The sequence below is a fragment of the Salipiger bermudensis genome (genome assembly GCF_017309175.1).
In the GTDB taxonomy this organism is placed as follows: domain Bacteria; phylum Pseudomonadota; class Alphaproteobacteria; order Rhodobacterales; family Rhodobacteraceae; genus Salipiger; species Salipiger bermudensis.
The window spans coordinates 115500-135855 of the sequence record NZ_JAEKJV010000009.1; the positions used below are offsets into that span (position 1 = coordinate 115500).

Here is a 20356-nt window from a genome sequence, read left to right on the forward strand (position 1 = left end):
GCGGGGACATGGGCGTCAGGACAGCCAGAGGGCGCCGAGACGACGGGCAAAGTCCCGGCGGCGAGACGACATGGGCGGGGCCCGCAGGCCCCGCTCCGCTTTGTAAGAGAGGGATCAGATCCCGGACTTGACGATGGCTTCCGCGAGGATCGGCACCGAGGTCTTGTTGAGACCGGCGATGTTGAGCCGCGAGTCGCCCACCATGTAGATGCCGTGATCGCGGCGCAGCGTCTCGACCTGCTCCGGCGTGGCGCCGAGACGCGAGAACATGCCGCGGTGCTGTGCGAGGAAGCCGAACCGGTCCGAGCCCGACAGGCGCTGCAGTTCCGAGGCCAGCTGCTCGCGCAGGCCCAGCATCGAGTTGCGCACCTCTTCCAGTTCCGCCGCCCAGTCGGCGCGCAGCTCTTCGTCGGTCAGCACCATGGTGACCAGGCGCGCGCCGTGATCCGGCGGGAAGGAGAAGTTCTGCCGGTTCAGGTAGTTCAGGCTGTCCTGGTTGAGCTTGCGCTGGCCGGCATCCTTGCTCACCGCCATCAGCAGGCCGGTGCGCTCTCGATAGATGCCGAAATTCTTCGAGCAGCTCGCAGCGATCAGCACTTCCGGCATCTTCTCGACGACCATGCGCACGCCTTCGGCATCGGCGTCGAGCCCGTCGCCGAAGCCCTGGTAGGCGATGTCGATCATCGGCACCGCCTCGCGCTCGAGCAGCAGCTCGATCACGGCCTTCCATTGCGGGATGTTGAGGTTGGCGCCGGTCGGGTTGTGGCAGCAGCCATGCAGCAGCACCACGTCGCCCGGCATCACCTGGTGCAGGTCGGCGATCATGCCGGCGAAATCGACCGAGCGGGTCTCGTTGTCGAAATAGCGGTAGGAGGTGAACTCGATGCCCATGTGCTTGAGGATCGAGAGGTGGTTCGGCCAGGTCGGGTCCGAGACGAAGACGCGGGCCTTGGGGTTGGCCATGCGGATCAGGTCGAACGCCTGGCGCACCGCGCCGGTGCCGCCCGGGGTCGCCGCGGCGGCGACGGTCTCGCGCGGGACGGCATCGCCCAGCACCAGCTTGACCATGGCGTCGGCGAAGCCCGGATCGCCGGCAAGACCGGTATAGGCCTTGGTGGTCTCGGCTTCCCAGAGCTGTTTTTCGGCGGCCTTGATGGCGCGCATGATCGGGGTGTTGCCGCTGGCATCCTTGTAGACGCCGACGCCGAGGTCGATCTTCTGCTCGCGGTCATCCTCGCGATAGGCCTGCATCAGGGCGAGGATCTTGTCTGCGGGTTGCTCTTTGAGGTTCTCGAACATCAGTGCTCTCCGGTGGCGACGGGCAGGGTGGGGAATTGCCCCCACTCGCTCCACGACCCGTCATAGAGGGAATGGTCGTCCTTGCCGATGACAGTGAGGGCAAGGTTGAGGATGGCGGCGGTGACGCCGGACCCGCAGGAGGTAATCGCGGGCTTGCCGAGATCCACCCCGGCGGCCTCGAACACCGCGCGCAGCTCGTCGGGCGCCTTCATCGTGCCGTCGTCGTTCAGCAGCGTGGTGTAGGGGACGTTCTTCGAGCCCGGGATGTGGCCGGCGCGCAGGCCCGGGCGCGGCTCGGGCGCCTCGCCGCGGAAGCGGATGGCGGCGCGGGCGTCGAGGATCTCGGTGTCCTGCAGCTTGGCGGCTGCCGAGACCTGCGTCACGTCCTTCACCAGCTGGTTCTGGCGCCGCACGGTCATGTGGCGGTCGCGGATCACCGGCGGCATGTCCTCGGTCTCGCGGCCCTCGGCCTGCCATTTCGGCAGACCGCCGTCGAGCACGGCGATGTCGGTCTGGCCCATCAGCTTGAACAGCCACCAGACCCGCGCCGCCGAGAACAGCCCCTGGCTGTCATAGACCACGACCTGGTGGCCGTCGCCCACGCCCATGGCACGCAGCCGCGACATGAACTTCTCCACGGGCGGCACCATGTGCGGCAGCTCGGAGCGGTTGTCGCTGACATCGTCGATGTCGAAATAGCGCGCGCCGGGAATATGGGCGGCGGCATATTCCGCCTTCGGATCGCGGTCGGACCCGGGCAGGAACCAGCTGGCATCGAGGATGCGCAGGTCGGGATCCTTGAGATGGGCCGCCAGCCAGTCGGTCGAGACAAGCGTCTTGGGATCGTCTTGCGTCATGTATTGCTTCCCGGGCAGTCAGGGTCGATGCCGTTCCTAAGCCGCGGGGGCCTGCAATACAAGGGCTTGGGCCGGTGGCGCAGGCCGAGACCGCCGCGTCGCGAAGGGTGGGACGCGGCTCGAGGCTGTTTGGAGCGCCCCGCCGGTTGGGTGATGGGCTTCAATCAGGGGTGTGACATGGATCGACGTTCGAGCGTCGCGCCCGAACGGACCAAAGGCCGCAGGCCGCCGCGCATCGCCAATACGCCGCGGTGCCAGTCGTCTCGGCTTCAGTCACAGCGTCGCGAAAGCGTCGTTCTGAAATTGGTAAGCGGCCACGATGGCCGCCTCTGCAGGCGAGACGTCGCATCCTGCTCCGAACACTCTGCTCGTAGCAAACGGTGCGCGCACCGTGCTGGCAAGGCTCCAGCCCGGCCTCGATCAGCCCTGCTTCAGCAGCCGCTGCTTCTGGCGGTTCCAGTCGCGCTTGGCCTCGGTCTCGCGCTTGTCGTGGTTCTTCTTGCCCTTGGCGATGCCGACCTTCATCTTGGCGATGCCCTTGTGGTTGAAGTAGAGCACCAGCGGCACGATGGTCATGCCCTTGCGCTGGGTCTCGTTCCACAGCCGGGCCAGCTCTTTCTTCGAGACCAGCAGCTTGCGACGGCGCCGCTCCTCGTGGCCGAACATGGCGCGCTCGTAGGGGGCGATGTAGCTGTTGACCAGCCACAGCTCGCCATCCTCCACCGCGGCATAGCTCTCGGCGATGTTCGAGGTGTTCTCGCGCAGGGATTTCACCTCGGACCCGGTCAGCACGATGCCGACCTCGAGATCGTCCTCGATCGCGTAGTCGAAACGTGCGCGCCGGTTCTCGGCGATCACCTTGTAGTTCGGATCTGTCTTCGGTTTGGCCATTGCGTGCATGTAGTCCCTGCCGCCCCGCCTGTCCATAAGCGCGATGCGCTCAGCGTGGCAGGATCAGTCGCGCGCACTCGCCGCCGCCCTCGCGCGGAGAGAGGTGGAGCGACCCGCCCATGCGCGCGGCCGCGGTGGCCACGATGGCAAGACCCAGCCCGCTGCCGCTGGTGGTGGCGCCCGCCCCGCGAAAGAACCGCTCGGTGACATGCGGGCGCTCGGCGTCGGAAATGCCGGGACCGCGGTCGCGGATCTCGAACACCGCGCCCGCGCCCTCGTGCGAAAGCGCCGCGGAGACGGTCTCGCCGCGGGGCGAGGCCTGCAGTGCGTTCTCGACGAGATTGCGCAGCGCGGTCTGCAGCAGCGTGGTCTCGGCGGTGGACCAGAGCCCGGACGGGGCAGAGACCTGCAGGCCCACCCCCAGCCGCCCGGCCAGCGGCGCGAGGTCGTCGGCCACGGCCTGCAGCAGCGCGGCCCCGTCCTGTGGCGCGCCGAAGGCCGCGCCCGGCGGGTGCTCGACCGCGGTCATCGCGAGGAGCTGCTTCACCATCCGGTCGGTGCGCTTCACGCCCTGCTCGATCTGCACAAGCGCGCGCGTGCGGGTGGCGGTGTCGGGCGCCATGCGGGCGATCTCGGCCTGCGTCTGCAGCCCGGCGAGCGGGGTTTTCAGCTCGTGCGCGGCAAAGGCGGTGAAGCTGCGCTCGCGGTCGCGCGCCGCATCGACCCGGCGCAGCAGGCCGTTGAGGGCCGCGATCATCGGGCGCAGCTCGCGCGGGGCGGGGGCCTCGTCGAGCGGGCCGAGATCGCTGGCGGGCCGGTTCGAGAGCGCCGCACCCAGCCGGTCGAGCGGGCGCAGGCCGCGCCCCACGGTGAGCCAGATCAGCGCCGCCAGCAGCGGCAGCATCAGGGCGGTCGGGGCGAGCTGGCCCAGCGTCACGTTGCGCACCAGCTGGTCGCGCATCGCCTGCGCGTCGCCGACCATGACGCGAAAGTCGAGCTCGGGGTCGGCAAGCGTGAAAACCCGCCAAAGCTCGCCATCGACCTCGTTTTCGCTGAACCCGCCGCCGGTCTCGCTGAGACGGCCCTCGGGAGCGCCGGCGCTTTCGCTGATCAAGGTGCCGTCGAGGCCCCAGATCTGGCAGGACAGCTGGTGCAGGAGGTGAAACCCGTCGGCATCCGCGCGCTCCATGCGGGCCGCCTGCGCCGCCTGATCCACGCTCAGCCCGCCCTCGCGGATCAGCGAGGCGACCATGCGGGCGGATTCCTCGAGCCGCCGGTCGAGCACCTGGATGACCTGCGCGCGGGTCGAGACCTGCGTCCAGAGCGCCGCCGAGAGCCAGATCACCCCGGTTGCCAGCAGCAGGATCGCCAGAAGCCGGCCGCGGATCGAGCTCATGTCGCGGCCTCCGGGGCCAGCCGGTAGCCGGCCCCGCGCACGGTCTGGATAAAGCCGCTGCCGAGCTTGGCGCGCAGGTGATGGACATGCACCTCGACGGTGTTGCTCTCGACATCCTCCTGCCAGCCATAGAGCCGCTCCTCGAGCGTCGCCTTCGACAGGATGCTGCCCGGGCGCTCCATCAGTGCGGCCAGCACGGTGTATTCCCGGCGTGAGAAGGCGATCTCTTCCGGTCCGCGCCTCCCGCTCATCCTTGCGGTGTCGAGCGCGAGGCCGTTCCAGTGCAGCAGGTTCTCGGCGCGGCCCTGTGCGCGGCGGGTCAGCGCCCGCAGGCGGGCGGAGAGCTCGGGCAGCTCGAAGGGCTTGCCGAGATAGTCGTCGGCCCCGGCATCGAGCCCGGTGACCCGGTCATCTAGCCCGTCGCGTGCGGTGAGCATCAGCACCGGCATGTCCGAGCCGCTCTGCCGCAACTCGCGCAGCAATTCGAGCCCGGAACCGTCGGGCAGCATCAGGTCGAGCACGACCGCCTCGAATCCCTCCATGGCGATGGCGTGACGGGCGTCGGCGCAGGTCTCCACCAGTTCGGGCGAGAAGCCCGACAGACGCAGCCCGACGCTCAGCCCGTCGCCGAGCACGGCATCGTCCTCGACGATCAGGATGCGCATCGTGGTAGGTCCTCGGGTCCGGCCTTCAGGGTCGGGAACAGGGGTACGCTCCGGGTGCAGCGCGGGGCAAGCCGCGGCGCTGCACGATCCGGTGAGGCGGGGCGGCTCAGCTGCCGCGATAGGTGGAATAACCGTAGGCAGAGAGCAGCAGCGGCACGTGGTAATGCGCGTCCGGGTCGGCCATGCCGAAGCGCAGCGGGATCTCGTCGAGGAACAGCGGCTCGGCGCCGGACTGGCCGGTGGCCTTGAGATAGGCGCCGGCAAAGAAGACCAGCTCGTAGGTGCCGGTCTTGAACTGGTCCTTCGGCAGGATCGGGCTTTCGGTGCGGCCATCGGCATTGGTCACCGTCTCGGCGATCTTGCGGTGGGAATTGCCCGAAACCTTGTAGAGCGCGATTTTCACGCCTTCGGCGGGAACGCCCCGGGCGGTGTCGAGCACGTGGGTGGTGAGGTATCCGTCGGCCATTCCTCTTGCTCCTTTCTTGGGCAGGGCGGATAAGCGGGGCATCGCCGCGCCTGTGTGCCGGTCCTTTGCGGTTCCGTCCCGGTTAGAGCGCGATTACCCGAAGATGACAACACGACCCAAGCCAAGGAGGGGCCAGATGCAGCGTTACCCCCGCAACATGATCGGTTACGGAGCGGACCGCCCCGACGCGAAATGGCCCGGCAATGCCAGGATCGCGGTGCAGTTCGTGCTGAACTTCGAGGAGGGCGGCGAGAACAACGTCCTGCACGGCGATGCCGCCTCCGAGGCCTTCCTGTCGGACATCCCCGGCGCGGCGATGTGGCCGGGCCAGCGGCACTGGAACATGGAGTCGATCTATGAGTACGGCGCGCGGGCCGGGTTCTGGCGGCTGCACCGGCTGTTCACTGGCGCCGGCATCCCGCTGACGATATACGGCGTCGCGACTGCGCTGGCGCGCAACCCCGAGCAGGTCGAGGCGATGAAGGAGGCCGGCTGGGAGATCGCCAGCCATGGCCTCAAGTGGGTCGAGCACAAGGACATGCCCGAGGAGGAAGAGCGCGCTGCCATCGCCGAGGCGATCCGCCTGCACACCGAGGTGGTGGGCGAGCCGCCGCGCGGCTGGTACACCGGGCGCTGCTCGGAGAACACCGTGCGTCTGGCCGCCGAGACCGGCCAGTTCGCCTATATCTCCGACACCTATGATGACGATCTGCCGTACTGGCTCGAGATCGACGGCACCGACCAGCTGATCATCCCCTACACGCTCGAGGCCAACGACATGCGCTTCTCGGTCAGCCCGGGCTGGATCGAGGCGGAGCAGTTCTTCACCTATCTCAAGGACAGCTTCGACACGCTCTATGCCGAGGGCGAGGCGGGCAAGCCGGCGATGGTCTCGATCGGGCTGCACAACCGGCTGATCGGTCGTCCGGGCAAGGTGGCGGGCCTGAAGCGTTTCCTCGACTATATTGCCGGCTTCGACGGGGTTTGGACCCCGCGCCGCATCGAGATCGCCGAGCACTGGGCCGCGACCCACCCGCCGGTGAAGCGTGACCGCCCGAGCCTGATGGATCGCGCCACCTTCGTGGCGCGGTTCGGCGGCATCGTCGAGCATTCGGACTGGGTTGCCGAGCGCGCCTTCGAGCTCGAGCTTGGCCCGGCGCATGACACGCCGGCGGGTCTTGCCAACGCGCTGGCGCGGGTGCTGCGCAGCGCCAGCGGCGACGAGCGCATGGGCGTGCTGCGCGCGCATCCCGACCTTGCCGGCAAGCTCGCCGCCGCCAAGCGGCTGACCGAGGACAGCAGCTCGGAACAGGCCAGCGCCGGGCTCGATGCGCTGACCGACGCCGAGCGCCAGCGGTTCACCGAGCTCAACACCGCCTACATGGAGAAGCACGGCTTCCCCTTCATCATCGCGGTGCGCGATCACGACAAGACCGGCATTCTTGCGGCCTTCGAGCGCCGTCTCGGAAACGACACCGGAACCGAATTCAGGGAAGCCTGCCGGCAGGTCGAGCGCATCGCCCGGCTGCGGCTGGAAAGCGTGCTGTCATGAAGACCATCGTTGCACAGCCGCTGACCGCCGGCGCCTTCGCGCCGTTCGGAGACGTGCTCGAGATCTCCGGCGATCCGGACAAGATCATCAACCAAGGCCTTTGCGGCCGCTACCATGACCGTGCCTCGATGGATTTCGGCCCCGAAGGCCGTGCCGGGATCAGCCTGTTCGACGCGGTGCCGCGCGATCTGCCCTACCTGCTCGAGATGGTCGAGCGGCACCCCGAGGGCAGCCAGGCTTTCCTTCCGATGCACCGCAACCCGTGGCTGGTGATCGTTGCCGAAGCCGGGGCGGAGCCGGGAGAGATCTCGGCTTTCCTCGCAGCGCCGGGGCAGGGGATCAACCTCTATCGCGGCACATGGCACGGGGTGCTGACGCCGCTGCACGCGCCGGGAATGTTCGCCGTGGTCGACCGGATCGGGGGCACGCCCAATCTCGAGGAACACTGGCTCGACACGCCGGTGACGATCACCGCACCCCGGGCACCGGCGTAAGAGCGACCGCAAAAAAGAGCGCGCGGGGCCTGCTCGGCACCCCGCGCGCTGCGACACCGGGCGGACGGGACTCCACGCCGGTGCCGCTGTCTGCTGGTCTCAGTACTGGCGGCGATAGGGGCGCGGCAGGTTCGGCCCGGACTGTCGCACCGCCTCGAGCCCGTAGCCGTTCCGGCGCAGGCAGGCGCCGTCGAAGGCGCGTTCCTTGCGGCCACCGTCACGCACATACATTTCGCAGGCATCGGGCAGGCGGCTGGTGCGGACCCCGGCATTGGTCATGCAGTCGCGGTCGAAGGCGTAGCGGCTGCCGCCACCGTCGATGCGCATCATGCAGCGCGCGGGCAGCACGTATTGCGCATCGCGGCGCTGACCGAAGGCGGGCCCCACGACGCGCGGCGGATCTGTGCGGCGGGCGTCGTGGCGTTCGTCGCGGCGGTTCTCGTGCCGCTCGCGCCATTGCTTCGCATGCGCTTCCTGGCGCGCCTTCTCTTCCTTCTTCCGCTTGTCCTTTTTGCGCTCGTCCTCGGCCCGCTCACGGGCCTGCGCGATCGAATTGCCGAGAAGGTAGAGCGCGCCCGCGGCCCCTATCAGCTTGAGGGCATCCTTGCCGTCGGCCCGGGCGGGCGCGGCGGAGAAGGTGGTGATGGCGAGCGAAGCGGCCAGAACGGCGGCGATGAACTTGCGGGACATGGGGGTCTCCTGTTGGCGTGTCTGTCGTGACGAGTGGCGCCGCCGTTCTGGCCGACGCCCTGTCCCGACCCTCGGCCGGACACGCGATTTCAGGCAATATCGGCCCCCGGTTATCGGATAACCGGCCGGTTTCAGGCGCTCTGCTATTGAATTGCACCCGGCCCGGGCGCAGGGTCGCGGCCATGAAACGCATCCTTCTTCCCCTCTTTGTGGCGCTCGTCCTGCCCGCCGCCGCGCGGGCCGACTGCTTTGTCGAGTACAAGGCCAAGCAGGACAGCCCGCTGCGCCTGCATTACGGCATCTCGCGCCTGCCGGGGGACTGCCCCGGCAGCGGCGCCGCGGCAGAGCAACTCTCCGCCGCCCTGGCCCGCGATGGCTGGACGCTCTTGAACGTGGTCGGGCTTTCGACCAAGGAACCCGGTGACAGCAAGAGGGCCAACGCCGGTGAGTACTACCTCCGCTACTGACGCAAGACGCACCGGCGCGCGGCTGGTGGGAGTCGGCATCGCCGCCATCGTGGTGCTGCTGGTCGGTGCCGGCGTGCTGCTGATGTTCACCCTGCCGGACGCCAACGCCTTCAACGCCCGCGTCGAGAGGCTGTTCATCGAGAACGACACGCTCACCGGGCAGGCCGAGGTCAAGCTGCTCGAGATCCTTGCCCAGTCGGGCACCGCGTTCTCGGACACGCTGGCGAGCTACCGGATGGTGATCTTCGTGCTGCTGGTCTTCGCCACGGCGCTGCTTGTCGCGGCGCTGGTGTTCCTTGTCATGCTGGTGATCCTCAACCGCCGCATGGCGCAGATCGAGCGTTCGGGCATCCAGGTCAGCTCGCTGATCATCAGCCGCGAGGAGAACACCGTCTATCTCAACACCATGGGCTTCAAGCTCACCGAGGCGATGGTCGAGACGCTGGCGGTGCTGGCCGAGGCGCGGATGGATGATGAGATGCTCTCGGGGGCGCAGATCGAGGCGATGATCTCGGGGCGCGACGCCGGCGATTGCGAGGAGGCGGCGGGCGCCACCCGCATCAAGCGCCTGCGCGACGGGCTCGGCAACCAGATGGTCAGCGAGCTCTTGGTCAAGAACATCGCCCGGCGCGGCTATATGCTGGCCATCGACAAGGACGTGATCGAGGTTATCTGAGACACTGGCACGTAGGCGGCGCATCGCGCGGGCGCCTGTGCCCAGTTGAAACCTAGGGGGATTGGGGGCAAAGGTGCTCGCAGTTCCCAAACCTCTCGGATACCATCGCCCCATGGCCAAGCTTTATCACGTGCCGCTGTCCCCGTTCTGCCGCAAGGTTCGCCTGAGCCTTGCCGAGAAGAAGATCGAGTGCGAACTGGTCGAAGAGCGCTACTGGGAGAAGGACACCGACTTCCTGCGCCGCAACCCGGCTGGCAAGGTTCCGGTGCTGAAGATCGACGGCAAGACGATGTCGGAAAGCGCCCCGATCTGCGAATGGATCGAGGAGAAATACCCCGAGCCGCCGCTGATGCCGCGCTCGGCCGATGCTAGGCTTGAGGTGCGCCGGCTGGTGTCGTGGTTCGACGACAAGTTCCACCACGAGGTGACCTCGAAGCTGCTCTACGAACGCGTCAACAAGAAGATCATGAAGCAGGGCTTCCCGGACAGCACCAACGTCAAGGCCGGGGCCAAGGCGATCAAGTATCACCTCGACTACATGGCCTGGCTGCTCGACCACCGGCGCTGGCTGGCAGGCGACGTGATGACGCTGGCGGATTTCGCCGCCGCGGCGCATCTGTCGGCGCTCGACTACATCTCGGACGTGGACTGGAACCGCTCGGAGACGGTCAAGGACTGGTACGCCAAGATCAAGTCGCGCCCGGCCTTCCGCTCGATCCTCGCCGACCAGATCCCCGGCTTCCCGCCGCCGCCGCATTACGCCGACCTCGATTTCTGAGGGGCTGACCGGCACGCGGCCGACGGCCGCTTGATCGATCGGCGCCGTGAAGCGGCGAGAGATCCTCTCGGTCAGCGGTCGGCGAAGAAATCTTCCGGCAGCACGTCCTTGAGGCTGTAGACGAAGATGTCGATCTCGAGCGCCAGGCCGACCTCGAACTCGTTGAGCTCGCGCCCGCTCCAGCGATGTTGCTCGAGACGGGCAAGGAACTCCCGGCAGGTCTGGTCGGCGCGCGGATCGAGCGACAGCGACAGCGCAGCGCGCAGCAGGTCGATGCGCTTGTGCACCTCTCGCATGGCCGAGAACGCCTCCATCATCGCCCGCGTCAGCCTCGGCTCGGTCTGCCAGCTCTGGCCGCCGAAGACTTCCTGCACGACGCGGTTGCCGGCACCGAGGCAATCATAGGCAACGCATCCCGGAAACCCCTCTTCGCTCAGCCGGTCGTGAATCGCGCAGCTGTGGCCCGAGAGATTGCGGCAGGGCTCGCCCGGATTCTTGTCGAAGGCGAAGTCGCGGCCCTTGTCGAAGGCCAGCGCGAGGCAGCAAAGGGCGGCGCATTTCGAGCAGTCGGTCTTTAAGGGATCGGGCTGGGACATTCTGGCTACCGTCGGTCTGAGGGGGCTGAGGCGCCGTATCACGTGAAACAGCTCCGGGATGCAAGCGCCGGTGCCGATGATGCGCGGCATGGGGGTGCCCCGGGAGAGGGGATGCGTTGACAGGCCCCGAACCGGGCCCCTAAAGGGCGATTGCAGGCAATGACCGGTCAAAGGTCATCGGCAGCATTGCACGTTCGCCCTTACGGCAGGGCGAGACGGAGAGCCGGGAGGGGGCGCTGCCCCCGTCGCGCGCGGCGCGACTCCCCCGGAGTATTTTGGACGTAGAGAAGGGCAGGCGGGTGTCTTTGAAGCGCAAGCTGGTGGCGGAAGCGGCGGAGGTGGGGTTCGCCTCGTGCAAGGTCTGCCGTCCCGGCGACGTGCCGCAGCTGGCAGGGCGGCTGGCGGCGTTTCTCGAGGCCGGGCGGCACGGGCAGATGGGCTGGATGGCGGAGCGCACGCATTGGCGCGGCGACCCAAAGGCACTCTGGCCCGAGGCGCGCTCGGTGATCATGCTGGCCGAGAATTACGGCCCGGGGCATGATCCGATGGCGGTGCTCGAGCAGCGCGACCGGGCGGCGATCTCGGTCTACGCCCAGAACCGCGACTATCACGACGTGGTCAAAAAGCGGCTGAAGCGGCTCGGGCGCTGGCTCATCGCCGAGGCCGAGCGCGAGGGCGGCGGCGCGGAGATCAAGGTTTTCGTAGACACCGCGCCGGTGATGGAAAAGCCGCTGGGGCAGGCGGCGGGCCTTGGCTGGCAGGGCAAGCACACCAACCTCGTGAGCCGCGAGCTGGGCTCGTGGTTCTTTCTGGGCGCCATCTTCACCACGCTGGAGCTGGAGCCGGACGGGGCCGAGCGCGACCATTGCGGCTCGTGTCGGGCCTGTCTCGACGTCTGCCCGACCGATGCCTTCCCGGCCCCCTACCAGCTCGATGCGCGGCGCTGCATCTCTTACCTGACCATCGAGCATCACGGCCCGGTTGACGAGGCGCTGCGGCCGGGGTTGGGCAACCGGATCTACGGCTGCGACGATTGTCTCGCCGCTTGCCCGTGGAACAAGTTCGCGGTGCAGGCGCAGGAGATGAAGTACCACGCCCGCGACGAGCTGCTGGCACCCGAACTGGCGGAACTGGCGGCTCTCGACGATGCGGCGTTCCGGGCGCTGTTCTCGGGCTCGCCGATCAAGCGCATCGGGCGCGACCGCTTCGTGCGGAACGTCTGTTACGCCATCGGGAACTCGGGGGATCCGGCGCTGCGGTCAGCGGTGCAGGCGCTCTGCGAGGATGGTTGCGAGACGGTGCGCGACGCGGCGCGCTGGGCGGTGGCGCGGCTCGCGTGAAGCGGCGGGAGGCCCGACCCCCGGGAGCAAAGGGGCCGGGCCGGGCGCGCCTGCATCGTGAGCTCGGGCAGGGGTATCCCGGCAGGCGCGATAGCGATAGGTGAGACCGGCCCTCAGGCGCGGTCGTCGATCAGGATCGTCATGGCCTGAACGGCTGTGCGGTAGACGCCGAGCACGCGGTCCGTGTCGTAGCCCTCGGCCTCGAGCGCGCCGCTCAGTGCCGCGCTGCCCTTCACCTGGGTCTGCAGCATGTCGAGCTTGGTCCGTGCTCGGGCGAGCGCATTGTCGAGTGCGGCCTCGCGGTCCTCGCCGGCGCTCTCGAGCGCGCCGAGCGGCAGGATCTCGACCTCGGTCTCCTCGGCGATGTCGCCGGTCGGGATCGCGACGCCGTCGCCGCTGAGGTCGGACATCAGCTCGCCGACGCTCGCGGGCACGTCCGAGGCGCCGAGCTGGGTTTCAACCGCACCCTGCGCGCTGGGCGGGAGCGTGGTCTCGGAAGTGTCGCTTTCCTGCGCGAGCGCGGGGAAGGAAAGGCTGGCCGCCAGCAGGGCGGCGAGGGCTGGCCTGGTCAAGCGGAAGGTCATCGGTGGTCCTCCATTGGTCCGTTTCACCCGACGCATCGTCGCGTCGATCGATGAGATAAAGTGCGCAGGGCCGAAAAAGATCCCCGCCGCCGGGAAGCGAGCTCGCTGCGGGCGGCGGATTGCCGAAACCCGGGGGCGGGTTTTGGCGGGTTGCCGCCGGTTCCGCTGCCGCGAGCCGGGGTTGCATGATACCGCCGCCGCCGGGAGCCGATCACGGCAGGGTCAGGCCGATGAAACAGGCTTTGCATTGATGCGGATCGGACCCATCTTAGGGGCAGACAGATCATGGAGGCGCCAATGGCAACTTATGAAAGAAATCCCGACGTGATCGCCACGCTCGATCCCGAGCAGTACCGGGTCACGCAGGAGAACGGCACCGAGCGCCCGGGCAGCGGCGCGTATCTCGGCAACAAGGAGCCGGGCATCTACGTCGACGTGGTCTCGGGCGAGCCGCTCTTTGCCTCGTCGGACAAGTACGAGAGCGGCTGTGGCTGGCCGAGCTTCGTGAAGACCATCGAGCCCGCTCACGTGCAGGAGCTGCGCGACACCTCCTACGGCATGGTCCGGGTCGAGGTGCGCTCGACCCATGGCGACTCGCATCTGGGCCACGTCTTTCCCGACGGGCCGGCGGATCGCGGCGGGCTGCGTTACTGCATCAACTCGGCCTCGCTGCGCTTCGTGCATCGCGACGACATGGAGGCGGAAGGCTATGGTGCCTATCTCGACCAGGTGGAGGATGTGACATGAGCGAACGTGCAGTTCTGGCCGGCGGCTGTTTCTGGGGCATACAGGACCTGATCCGCAAGCTTCCCGGCGTGGAGGCAACCCGCGTCGGCTATACCGGCGGCGACGTGCCCAACGCGACCTACCGCAACCACGGCACCCATGCCGAGGGGATCGAGATCATCTTCGACCCTGCAAGGATCAGCTATCGGCAGATCCTCGAGGTGTTCTTCCAGATCCACGACCCGAGCACGCTGAACCGGCAGGGCAACGATGTGGGCATGAGCTACCGGTCGGCGATCTACTATGTCGACGAGGCGCAGAAGCAGACCGCGCTCGACACCATCGCCGATGTCGATGCCTCCGGACTTTGGCCCGGCAAGGTGGTGACCGAGGTCGAGCCGGTGGGCGCGTTCTGGGAGGCCGAGCGCGAGCATCAGGATTACCTCGAGCGGTTCCCGAACGGCTATACCTGCCACTATCCGCGCCCGGGATGGGTGCTGCCGCGCCGCGACGCCGCGGAGTGACCTGCTATCGGCGGGGGCGCCTCCGGGCGCCCTTGCCAGCCTGGAGGGCGCGAGGGCTCAGCCGCCCACCTCGTAGGTCATATCGCCCTGCTCGAGCTCGCAGCCGATGCTCTTGCGGTCCAGAATGCGGATGCGGCCCCGCCCGAGTTCGACCGAGCCGCGCTCGGCAAGATCCTTGAGCATCCGGTTCACCTTCTGCCGCGAGCACCCCATCAGCGTCGCCAGATGTGCCTGGCTGATGCGGATGTCGGGATCGTCGGGGGTGCTGAGGACGCACAGATAATTCAGCAACCGCGCATCGACGGTCTGGAACTGCTCGACGGCGCGGTTCTCGTTGTCGCGGACCAGTCGCCCATGAAGGATCCGGGCAATGTTCCGGATGACCTGCGGTTTCTGGGCGTATTCAAGCAGCAGCGACACGGGGGCATAAAGCATCGTGGTATCGGGCAGCGACGTGCAGGTCGCGGCGCAAGGCATGTCGGACAGGCATTCGACATCGCCCATGATCTCACCGGGGCCGGCCACGTGAATGACGCTGAGATTCCCCTCGACATCGAGAAAGCTGATGATCACCCGGCCGCGTGCCACGATATAGAACCCGGCGGTGTGTTCGGACTGGGTGAGAAGCGTCGTCTCTTCGCAGTAATGCCGCGGTGTGCAGGCATCGAGAAAGGCGCGCTGCTCCTCCTCGGACAGCCCCCTGAGGAGGCAGATGCCGATCAGGTCGGGATAGGTGGCGCTCACCTTGAGGCGTGGGGTCATGCTTGGATGCGATTGTCGATGGAAGCGGCAGATGAAGGCGGTACCCGGCGTGTCGGGAACTGTGGCGCGGCTCTGCGCAGGTCCATGTCTCGCTCCCGGGTATGAAGGGCCTCCGGCGCGCGGCACGGATCCGCGGCGCCGGAGGCGTTATACAACCCAGGCAGGAGGGTTAAAATCCCCGACTTGAAAAAACACTCGCGTATTCGCGAAATTGGGTCCGATCGCCGCATCCCCGACGCCCGAACCGAGCCCCTGCCAAGAGACACTGGTTACACAATAAATGCCGCCGAGCGCTGATCCGGCGAGCGAAGCGTCACTCACGGCACACGGAGTGGTTACATTGATTCGCGCTGCCCGTTGTGTCGCCAAAGTGACGGTTCAGGCGTCGCGCCTCACTTTGATAAACAATTTTCTTAAACAGGCGGACTTGCATCGTGTCATGGTTGATCGAATCGCCTGATCTTGAGGCAACAATTTTGAATCACCGGCGTTTGACTGAATGCTTTCCTTCGATCAGCCGGCCCTTGGGGGCGCATTTTCATGCTTGTAAAGCCAAACCTTTTCACGGCTATCGCTCTGGTTGCGTTTGTTACCCTTAACCATGGCGCGACGGCGCTTGATCCCTCTTTCGACTGCGCCAAGGCGCAGTCCGGCGCCGAGGACGCGGTCTGTTCCTCCGATGCGCTCGCCGCGCTCGATATCGAACTGGCGCGGCTCTTCACGGCGGCGTCCACCGGGCCGAACATGGACCCCGATGCGCTTGCCACGCTTAGGACGATGCAGCGCGGCTGGATCAAGGGGCGCGACGCCTGCTGGACCTCTGACATGGGCGTGCCGCTCTGCACCGCCAACGAATACGCCTTCCGGATTTCCGAGCTGCGCCAGCGCTATGCGGATGCGCGCGCCGAAGAGGGCGCCTCGCTCGGGCCTCTCCCCTACCGCTGCGAAGGGCTGGAGACGACGCTCAGCGCGGTCTTCGTCAACACGCTCGAGCCGGTGGTGGTGCTGCGCTGGGGCGAGAACGCAGTGGTGCTGCCGCAGGTCGAGGCCGCTTCGGGCGCGAAATACGCGTCTGACGCATGGTATGGTGGCCCGGCGCTGTTCTGGACGCGGGGCCGAGAGGCGCAGTTCGCGGCACCCGGCGCGGACGCGTCGAGCTGCCAGCAGGACGACATCGGATAGGAGACGCATCATGGGCTTCGTCGACGCCATCAGGAATGGCTTTTCCAACTACGCGACATTCAGCGGCCGCGCCTCGCGCCCGGCCTATTGGTGGTGGATGCTGTTCGTCATCCTCGCCTCCGCGGTCCTGAGCGGGATCGACCTTGCGCTCTTCGGTGCCGATCCCGAGACCGGCGATGTGCGTCAGAGGCTCTCGGGGCTGTTCCAGCTTGCGGTGCTGTTGCCGACGCTGGGCCTGGGCTTCCGGCGGCTGCACGATACTGGCCGGCCCGGCTGGTACTACCTGCTGCCCTTCCTGATTTCGGTCGCGCTGATGTTCGTGCTGCTGAGCGGCGTGATGGTCGCCACCGGTCTCGACATGGAGGCGGGCACGGCGCCCTCCGCCGGGCTGATCGTCGGCGGGCTCGGGGTGATGGTGCTCTGGGTGGTGCAGCTGGTGATCTTCATCCTGCTGATCTGGTGGCTCACCCGGCCCTCCGAGGCCGGTGAGAACGCCTACGGCGCGCCACCCTCCGCATGAGCGCCGCGTTCTGGGACAGGATCGCCGAGCGCTACGCCGCCCGTCCGGTGAGCGATACCGCGTCCTATGAGGCAACGCTCGAGCGGGTGCGCCACTGGCTGCGCCCCGAGATGCAGGTGCTGGAGCTCGGGTGCGGCACCGGTTCCACCGCCGAGCGGCTGGCCGGGGACGTGAGCCAGTTCACCGCCAGCGATTTCTCCGCCGAGATGATCCGCATCGCCGAAAGCCGTTGCGAGGCCGCCAACCTGCGCTTTCTCTGCGCGGGCGTCGGTGACGCGCTGGGCGGCGGCCCCTATGACGCGGTGATGGCGTTCAATCTGCTGCACTTGCTCGATGACCTCGAGGGCTGCCTGTCGCAGATCCACGCGACGCTGGGCGAGGGCGGGCTGTTCCTGTCCAAAACCCCCTGCGTGGCGGGCAAGTGGTACCTGCGGCCAGCGGTCTGGGGGCTGCATAAGCTCGGCAAGGCGCCTTCCGTGCGCTTCCTGCGCCCCGCCCAGCTCGAGACGGCGATCCGGGAGGCGGGCTTCGAGATCCTCGAGACCGGTGGCTACCCCGCGAAGCTCCCGAACCATTTCGTCGTGGCGCGCAAACGTCCCACGACCTGACCGCGCCCGCACAGGAGGAACCCCATGACCGACTTCCCCGCCACCGGAAGCTGCCGCTGCGGTGCCCTTCAGGTCGAGGTCTCGGCCCCACCGATCATGACCGCCGCCTGCCATTGCCGCGGCTGCCAGAAGATGAGCGCCAGCGCCTTCTCCCTCACCGCCATGGTGCCGGCGGCGGGCTTCCGGGTGGTCTCGGGCACGCCGGTGCAGGGCGGCATCAAGGGACCGGTCTGTTCGCATTTCCATTGCGCCGCGTGCTTTGCTTGGGTCTTCACCCGGATCACTGGCATGGAGGATCTGGTCAATATCCGCCCGGTGATGTTCGACCGCCCGGCTTGGTGCGAGCCCTTCATCGAAACGCTCTGCGCCGAGAAGCTGCCCTGGTTCACGACGCCGGCGCGACACCACTTCGACGGCTTCCCGCCCGAGGCCCGCTTTGCGGATCTCATGGCCGAGTTTGCCGACGCGATGGCAGGGCGGCTCTGACGCCACGTTCCGACTGACAGCGGCACGGGCGCTTGGCAGGGTCGCGCGCAAGGAGGACCGCCAATGACCAGCTACCCCCACATGCTGCGCCCGCTCGAGCTTGGCTTCACGACGCTGAAGAACCGGGTGTTGATGGGCTCGATGCATACCAATCTCGAAGAGCGCGGCGACTGGAACCGGGTGGCCGCGTTCTATGCGGCCCGGGCCAGGGGCGGGGCCGGGCTGATCGTCACCGGCGGCATGGCGCCCAACCCCGAGGGCGGCGTCTTTCCCGGGGCCTCGGGGCTGTTTTCGGACGAGGACATCGCGCATCATCGCATGATCACCGACCGGGTGCATGACAAGGGCGGCAAGATCGCCATGCAGATTCTCCATGCCGGTCGCTATGCCTACGGGCCGGATTGCGTCGCGCCGTCGGCGATCAAGTCGCCGATTTCGCCCTTCCCGCCCAAGGCGCTCGACGAGGCCGGCATCGAGAAGCAGATTGCCGACATCGCCACCGCCGCCGCCCGCGCCCGCGAGGCCGGCTATGACGGGGTCGAGGTGATGGGCTCGGAGGGCTACTTCCTCAACCAGTTCCTCGTCACCCACACCAACCGGCGCGAGGACCGCTGGGGCGGCAGCTACGAGAACCGGATGCGCCTGCCGGTCGAGGTGATGAAGCGCGTCCGCGCCGCGGTGGGCGATGATTTCATCGTCATCTTCCGCCTGTCGATGATCGATCTTGTGCCCAACGGCTCGACCCACGAAGAGGTGGTGCAGCTGGCGCAGGCGATCGAGGCGGCGGGGGCCACCATCCTCAACACCGGCATCGGCTGGCACGAGGCGCGGGTGCCGACCATCGCCACCTCGGTGCCGCGGGCGGGCTTTGCCTGGGTGACGAAGAAGCTCATGGGCAAGGTGGGGATCCCGGTGATCACCTCGAACCGGATCAACACGCCCGAGGTCGCCGAGCAGCTTCTGGCGGAGGGCTGCGCCGACATGGTGAGCCTGGCGCGGCCGTTCCTCGCCGATCCCGATTTCGTCGCCAAGGCCGAGGCCGGGCGCGCCGATCTCATCGCGCCGTGCATCGCCTGCAACCAGGCCTGCCTCGACCACACGTTTCAGGGCAAGGTGTCCTCCTGCCTCGTCAACCCGCGTGCCGGGCACGAGACCGAGCTGGTGATCGCCCCCGCCGAAAGCGCCCGCCGCATCGCCGTGGTCGGGGCCGGGCCGGCGGGCCTTTCCTGCGCGATCACCGCCGCGCAGCGCGGCCACGCGGTGACGCTGTTCGATCAGGCGGACGAGATCGGCGGCCAGCTCAACATGGCCCGCAAGGTGCCCGGCAAGGAAGAGTTCGACGGGCTGGTCGACTGGTTCGCCGCGATGGTGAAGGAGGCCGGCGTGACCCTGCAGCTGGGCACGCGCGCCGATGCCGAGGCGCTGAGCGGCTTTGACGCGGTGGTGGTGGCCACCGGCGTGCTGCCGCGCGATCCGCAGATCCCCGGGCAGGATCATCCCAAGGTGCTGAGCTATGTCGATGTGCTGCGCGGCGGCGCCGAGGTCGGCCAGCGCGTGGCGGTGGTCGGCGCCGGGGGCATCGGCTTCGACGTGTCGGAGTTCCTTGTCACCGGCAAGAGCCCGACTGTGGATCTGCCCGAGTGGCTGCGCGAATGGGGCGTCACCGATCCGGACAAGGCCCGCTCGGGTCTTGCCCCCGACGGCCCGCAGCCCGAGGCGCCGCTGCGCGAGGTGGTGCTGCTGCAGCGCAAGGCCGAGAAGGTCGGCAAGCGGCTCGGCAAGACCACAGGCTGGATCCACCGCGCGGCGCTGATGCTCAAGGGCGTCCAGATGAAGGCCGGGGTGAGCTACGAGCGCATCGACGATGCCGGCCTGCACATCATCCGCGATGGCAAGCCCGAGCTTATCGCCTGCGACACGGTGGTCCTTTGCGCCGGGCAGGAGAGTCTGCGCGCGCTGGCGGATGCCGTCGAGGGGCCTGAGGTGCATGTCATCGGCGGTGCCGACGTGGCCGCCGAGCTCGACGCCAAGCGCGCCATAGATCAGGGCGTTCGGCTGGCGGCGGGGCTCTGATTGCCCGTGCTGGCGCACGGTCAGCGCAGGGGCCGGGGCTCACACACCCGTGACCGGCGTTTGCCGTTGCGATGGAACGCGGGCCCGGGGGGTGCGCGTTCTCCGTCCAAACGCAGATTGGATAGGAGGCCGACATGCCCAGCATCACCAACGCCAAGGTTCTGATTATTTCCACCAACGGTTTCGAGCAGTCCGAGCTCGAGTTTCCCCGCGACCAGCTTCGTGCCAAGGGCGCCGAGGTTCATGTCGCCACGCTTGACGGCAAGGCGATCAAGGGCTGGGAAGGTACCGACTGGGGGCGCGAGGCCGAGGCCGATCTCAGGATCGCCGATGCCGACCCGCACCAGTATGATGCGCTCGTCATTCCCGGCGGCCAGATCAACCCCGACCTGCTGCGCGTCGAGGACAGCGTGATCGCGCTGGTTCGCGCCTTTGCCAAGCAGGGCAAGGTCATCGCCGCAGTCTGTCACGGTCCGTGGGTGCTGATCGAGGCCGACATCGTCGCGGGCCGCGAGATGACCGCCTACCCGTCGATCCGCACCGACCTCAAAAACGCCGGTGCCCGCGTCATGGACGCGCCGGTGGTCTGCGACAGCGGTATCGTCACCAGCCGCAACCCGAACGATTTGAAGGACTTTGTCTCGAAGATCGTCGAGGAAATCGAAGAAGGCCGGCACAACCAGAAAGCCGCCTGACCGATCCCCTCAGATCAACGACACAGGCC

General features: G+C 67.6%; 24 protein-coding genes. 14 read left to right on the plus strand and 10 right to left on the minus strand.

What is annotated here, in order from left to right; all coding sequences use genetic code 11:
- Window positions 1-114: 114 nt before the first annotated feature.
- From JF542_RS13750 to uraH, 6 genes are all read right to left on the minus strand, one after another.
- Window positions 115-1299, minus strand: coding sequence for an amino acid aminotransferase (locus JF542_RS13750; protein ID WP_207076257.1), 1185 nt, complete (start codon window positions 1297-1299; stop codon window positions 115-117).
- Entirely contained in the window at window positions 1299-2156 is an 858-nt protein-coding gene (gene sseA / locus JF542_RS13755; RefSeq protein WP_007796697.1) for a 3-mercaptopyruvate sulfurtransferase, read from the minus strand. Before sseA ends, JF542_RS13750 begins: the two co-directional genes overlap by 1 nt.
- A 420-nt stretch (window positions 2157-2576) precedes the next feature.
- Window positions 2577-3047, minus strand: a complete 471-nt coding sequence (gene smpB, locus JF542_RS13760; RefSeq protein WP_007796699.1) for an SsrA-binding protein SmpB — start codon at window positions 3045-3047, stop codon at window positions 2577-2579.
- A 49-nt stretch (window positions 3048-3096) separates the two neighbouring features.
- The gene (locus JF542_RS13765; protein WP_207076258.1) at window positions 3097-4443 is read right to left on the minus strand and encodes an ATP-binding protein; all 1347 of its coding nucleotides are present in this window, start codon (window positions 4441-4443) and stop codon (window positions 3097-3099) included.
- Entirely contained in the window at window positions 4440-5108 is a 669-nt protein-coding gene (locus tag JF542_RS13770; RefSeq protein WP_207076259.1) for a response regulator, read from the minus strand. Before JF542_RS13770 ends, JF542_RS13765 begins: the two co-directional genes overlap by 4 nt.
- A gap of 106 nt (window positions 5109-5214) precedes the next feature.
- Window positions 5215-5574 (minus strand): hydroxyisourate hydrolase, encoded by a 360-nt coding sequence (gene uraH / locus JF542_RS13775; protein WP_007796707.1) that lies wholly within the window; start codon window positions 5572-5574, stop codon window positions 5215-5217.
- Window positions 5575-5710: 136 nt separating this feature from the next.
- On the opposite strand from uraH, the gene puuE reads away from it, so the two are divergent.
- Window positions 5711-7126 (plus strand): allantoinase PuuE, encoded by a 1416-nt coding sequence (gene puuE, locus JF542_RS13780; protein WP_207076260.1) that lies wholly within the window; start codon window positions 5711-5713, stop codon window positions 7124-7126.
- Entirely contained in the window at window positions 7123-7620 is a 498-nt protein-coding gene (locus JF542_RS13785) for an ureidoglycolate lyase (protein ID WP_007796714.1), read from the plus strand. Before puuE ends, JF542_RS13785 begins: the two co-directional genes overlap by 4 nt.
- A 99-nt stretch (window positions 7621-7719) precedes the next feature.
- Here the strand turns inward: JF542_RS13785 and JF542_RS13790 are convergent, their stop codons facing one another.
- A complete protein-coding gene (locus JF542_RS13790) occupies window positions 7720-8310 on the minus strand; it encodes a hypothetical protein (RefSeq protein ID WP_207076261.1) in 591 nt (196 codons plus the stop codon).
- 182 nt (window positions 8311-8492) lie between these two features.
- On the opposite strand from JF542_RS13790, the gene JF542_RS13795 reads away from it, so the two are divergent.
- The 3 genes from JF542_RS13795 to fzlA all read left to right on the plus strand — a co-directional run bounded on the left by JF542_RS13795 (window position 8493) and on the right by fzlA (window position 10231).
- Window positions 8493-8777, plus strand: a complete 285-nt coding sequence (locus tag JF542_RS13795) for a hypothetical protein (RefSeq protein ID WP_007796719.1) — start codon at window positions 8493-8495, stop codon at window positions 8775-8777.
- A gap of 25 nt (window positions 8778-8802) precedes the next feature.
- A complete protein-coding gene (locus JF542_RS13800) occupies window positions 8803-9453 on the plus strand; it encodes a hypothetical protein (protein WP_207076327.1) in 651 nt (216 codons plus the stop codon).
- A 112-nt stretch (window positions 9454-9565) separates the two neighbouring features.
- Complete coding sequence (gene fzlA, locus JF542_RS13805; RefSeq protein ID WP_007796726.1) at window positions 9566-10231, plus strand: FtsZ-binding protein FzlA; 666 nt, start codon at window positions 9566-9568, stop codon at window positions 10229-10231.
- 71 nt (window positions 10232-10302) lie between these two features.
- Here the strand turns inward: fzlA and JF542_RS13810 are convergent, their stop codons facing one another.
- Entirely contained in the window at window positions 10303-10827 is a 525-nt protein-coding gene (locus tag JF542_RS13810; protein WP_207076262.1) for a hypothetical protein, read from the minus strand.
- A gap of 299 nt (window positions 10828-11126) precedes the next feature.
- Between JF542_RS13810 and queG the strand changes: the two genes are divergently transcribed.
- A complete protein-coding gene (gene queG / locus JF542_RS13815; protein WP_207076263.1) occupies window positions 11127-12167 on the plus strand; it encodes a tRNA epoxyqueuosine(34) reductase QueG in 1041 nt (346 codons plus the stop codon).
- Window positions 12168-12280: 113 nt separating this feature from the next.
- Here queG and JF542_RS13820 read toward each other — a convergent pair whose 3' ends face one another.
- Window positions 12281-12751 (minus strand): hypothetical protein, encoded by a 471-nt coding sequence (locus JF542_RS13820; RefSeq protein WP_207076264.1) that lies wholly within the window; start codon window positions 12749-12751, stop codon window positions 12281-12283.
- 297 nt (window positions 12752-13048) lie between these two features.
- On the opposite strand from JF542_RS13820, the gene msrB reads away from it, so the two are divergent.
- Both msrB and msrA read left to right on the plus strand, forming a co-directional pair.
- On the plus strand, window positions 13049-13498 hold the full coding sequence (msrB, locus tag JF542_RS13825) for a peptide-methionine (R)-S-oxide reductase MsrB (protein WP_040544526.1): 450 nt from the start codon (window positions 13049-13051) through the stop codon (window positions 13496-13498).
- The gene (gene msrA / locus JF542_RS13830; RefSeq protein ID WP_207076265.1) at window positions 13495-14001 is read left to right on the plus strand and encodes a peptide-methionine (S)-S-oxide reductase MsrA; all 507 of its coding nucleotides are present in this window, start codon (window positions 13495-13497) and stop codon (window positions 13999-14001) included. The genes msrB and msrA overlap by 4 nt, the downstream gene beginning before the upstream one ends.
- 57 nt (window positions 14002-14058) lie before the next feature.
- On the opposite strand, the gene JF542_RS13835 is transcribed toward msrA, so the two are convergent.
- Window positions 14059-14763 (minus strand): Crp/Fnr family transcriptional regulator, encoded by a 705-nt coding sequence (locus JF542_RS13835; RefSeq protein WP_007796746.1) that lies wholly within the window; start codon window positions 14761-14763, stop codon window positions 14059-14061.
- A 540-nt stretch (window positions 14764-15303) separates the two neighbouring features.
- On the opposite strand from JF542_RS13835, the gene JF542_RS13840 reads away from it, so the two are divergent.
- From JF542_RS13840 to JF542_RS13865, 6 genes are all read left to right on the plus strand, one after another.
- On the plus strand, window positions 15304-15945 hold the full coding sequence (locus tag JF542_RS13840) for an MliC family protein (protein ID WP_207076266.1): 642 nt from the start codon (window positions 15304-15306) through the stop codon (window positions 15943-15945).
- A gap of 10 nt (window positions 15946-15955) precedes the next feature.
- Window positions 15956-16465, plus strand: a complete 510-nt coding sequence (locus JF542_RS13845; protein WP_007796750.1) for a DUF805 domain-containing protein — start codon at window positions 15956-15958, stop codon at window positions 16463-16465.
- A complete protein-coding gene (locus tag JF542_RS13850; protein WP_207076267.1) occupies window positions 16462-17073 on the plus strand; it encodes a class I SAM-dependent methyltransferase in 612 nt (203 codons plus the stop codon). The genes JF542_RS13845 and JF542_RS13850 overlap by 4 nt, the downstream gene beginning before the upstream one ends.
- Before the next feature lie 24 nt (window positions 17074-17097).
- A complete protein-coding gene (locus JF542_RS13855) occupies window positions 17098-17559 on the plus strand; it encodes a GFA family protein (RefSeq protein WP_207076268.1) in 462 nt (153 codons plus the stop codon).
- A gap of 63 nt (window positions 17560-17622) precedes the next feature.
- Window positions 17623-19632, plus strand: coding sequence for an NADPH-dependent 2,4-dienoyl-CoA reductase (locus JF542_RS13860; RefSeq protein ID WP_207076269.1), 2010 nt, complete (start codon window positions 17623-17625; stop codon window positions 19630-19632).
- A gap of 134 nt (window positions 19633-19766) precedes the next feature.
- Complete coding sequence (locus JF542_RS13865) at window positions 19767-20327, plus strand: type 1 glutamine amidotransferase domain-containing protein (RefSeq protein ID WP_007796762.1); 561 nt, start codon at window positions 19767-19769, stop codon at window positions 20325-20327.
- The last annotated feature ends 29 nt before the right edge of the window (window positions 20328-20356 follow it).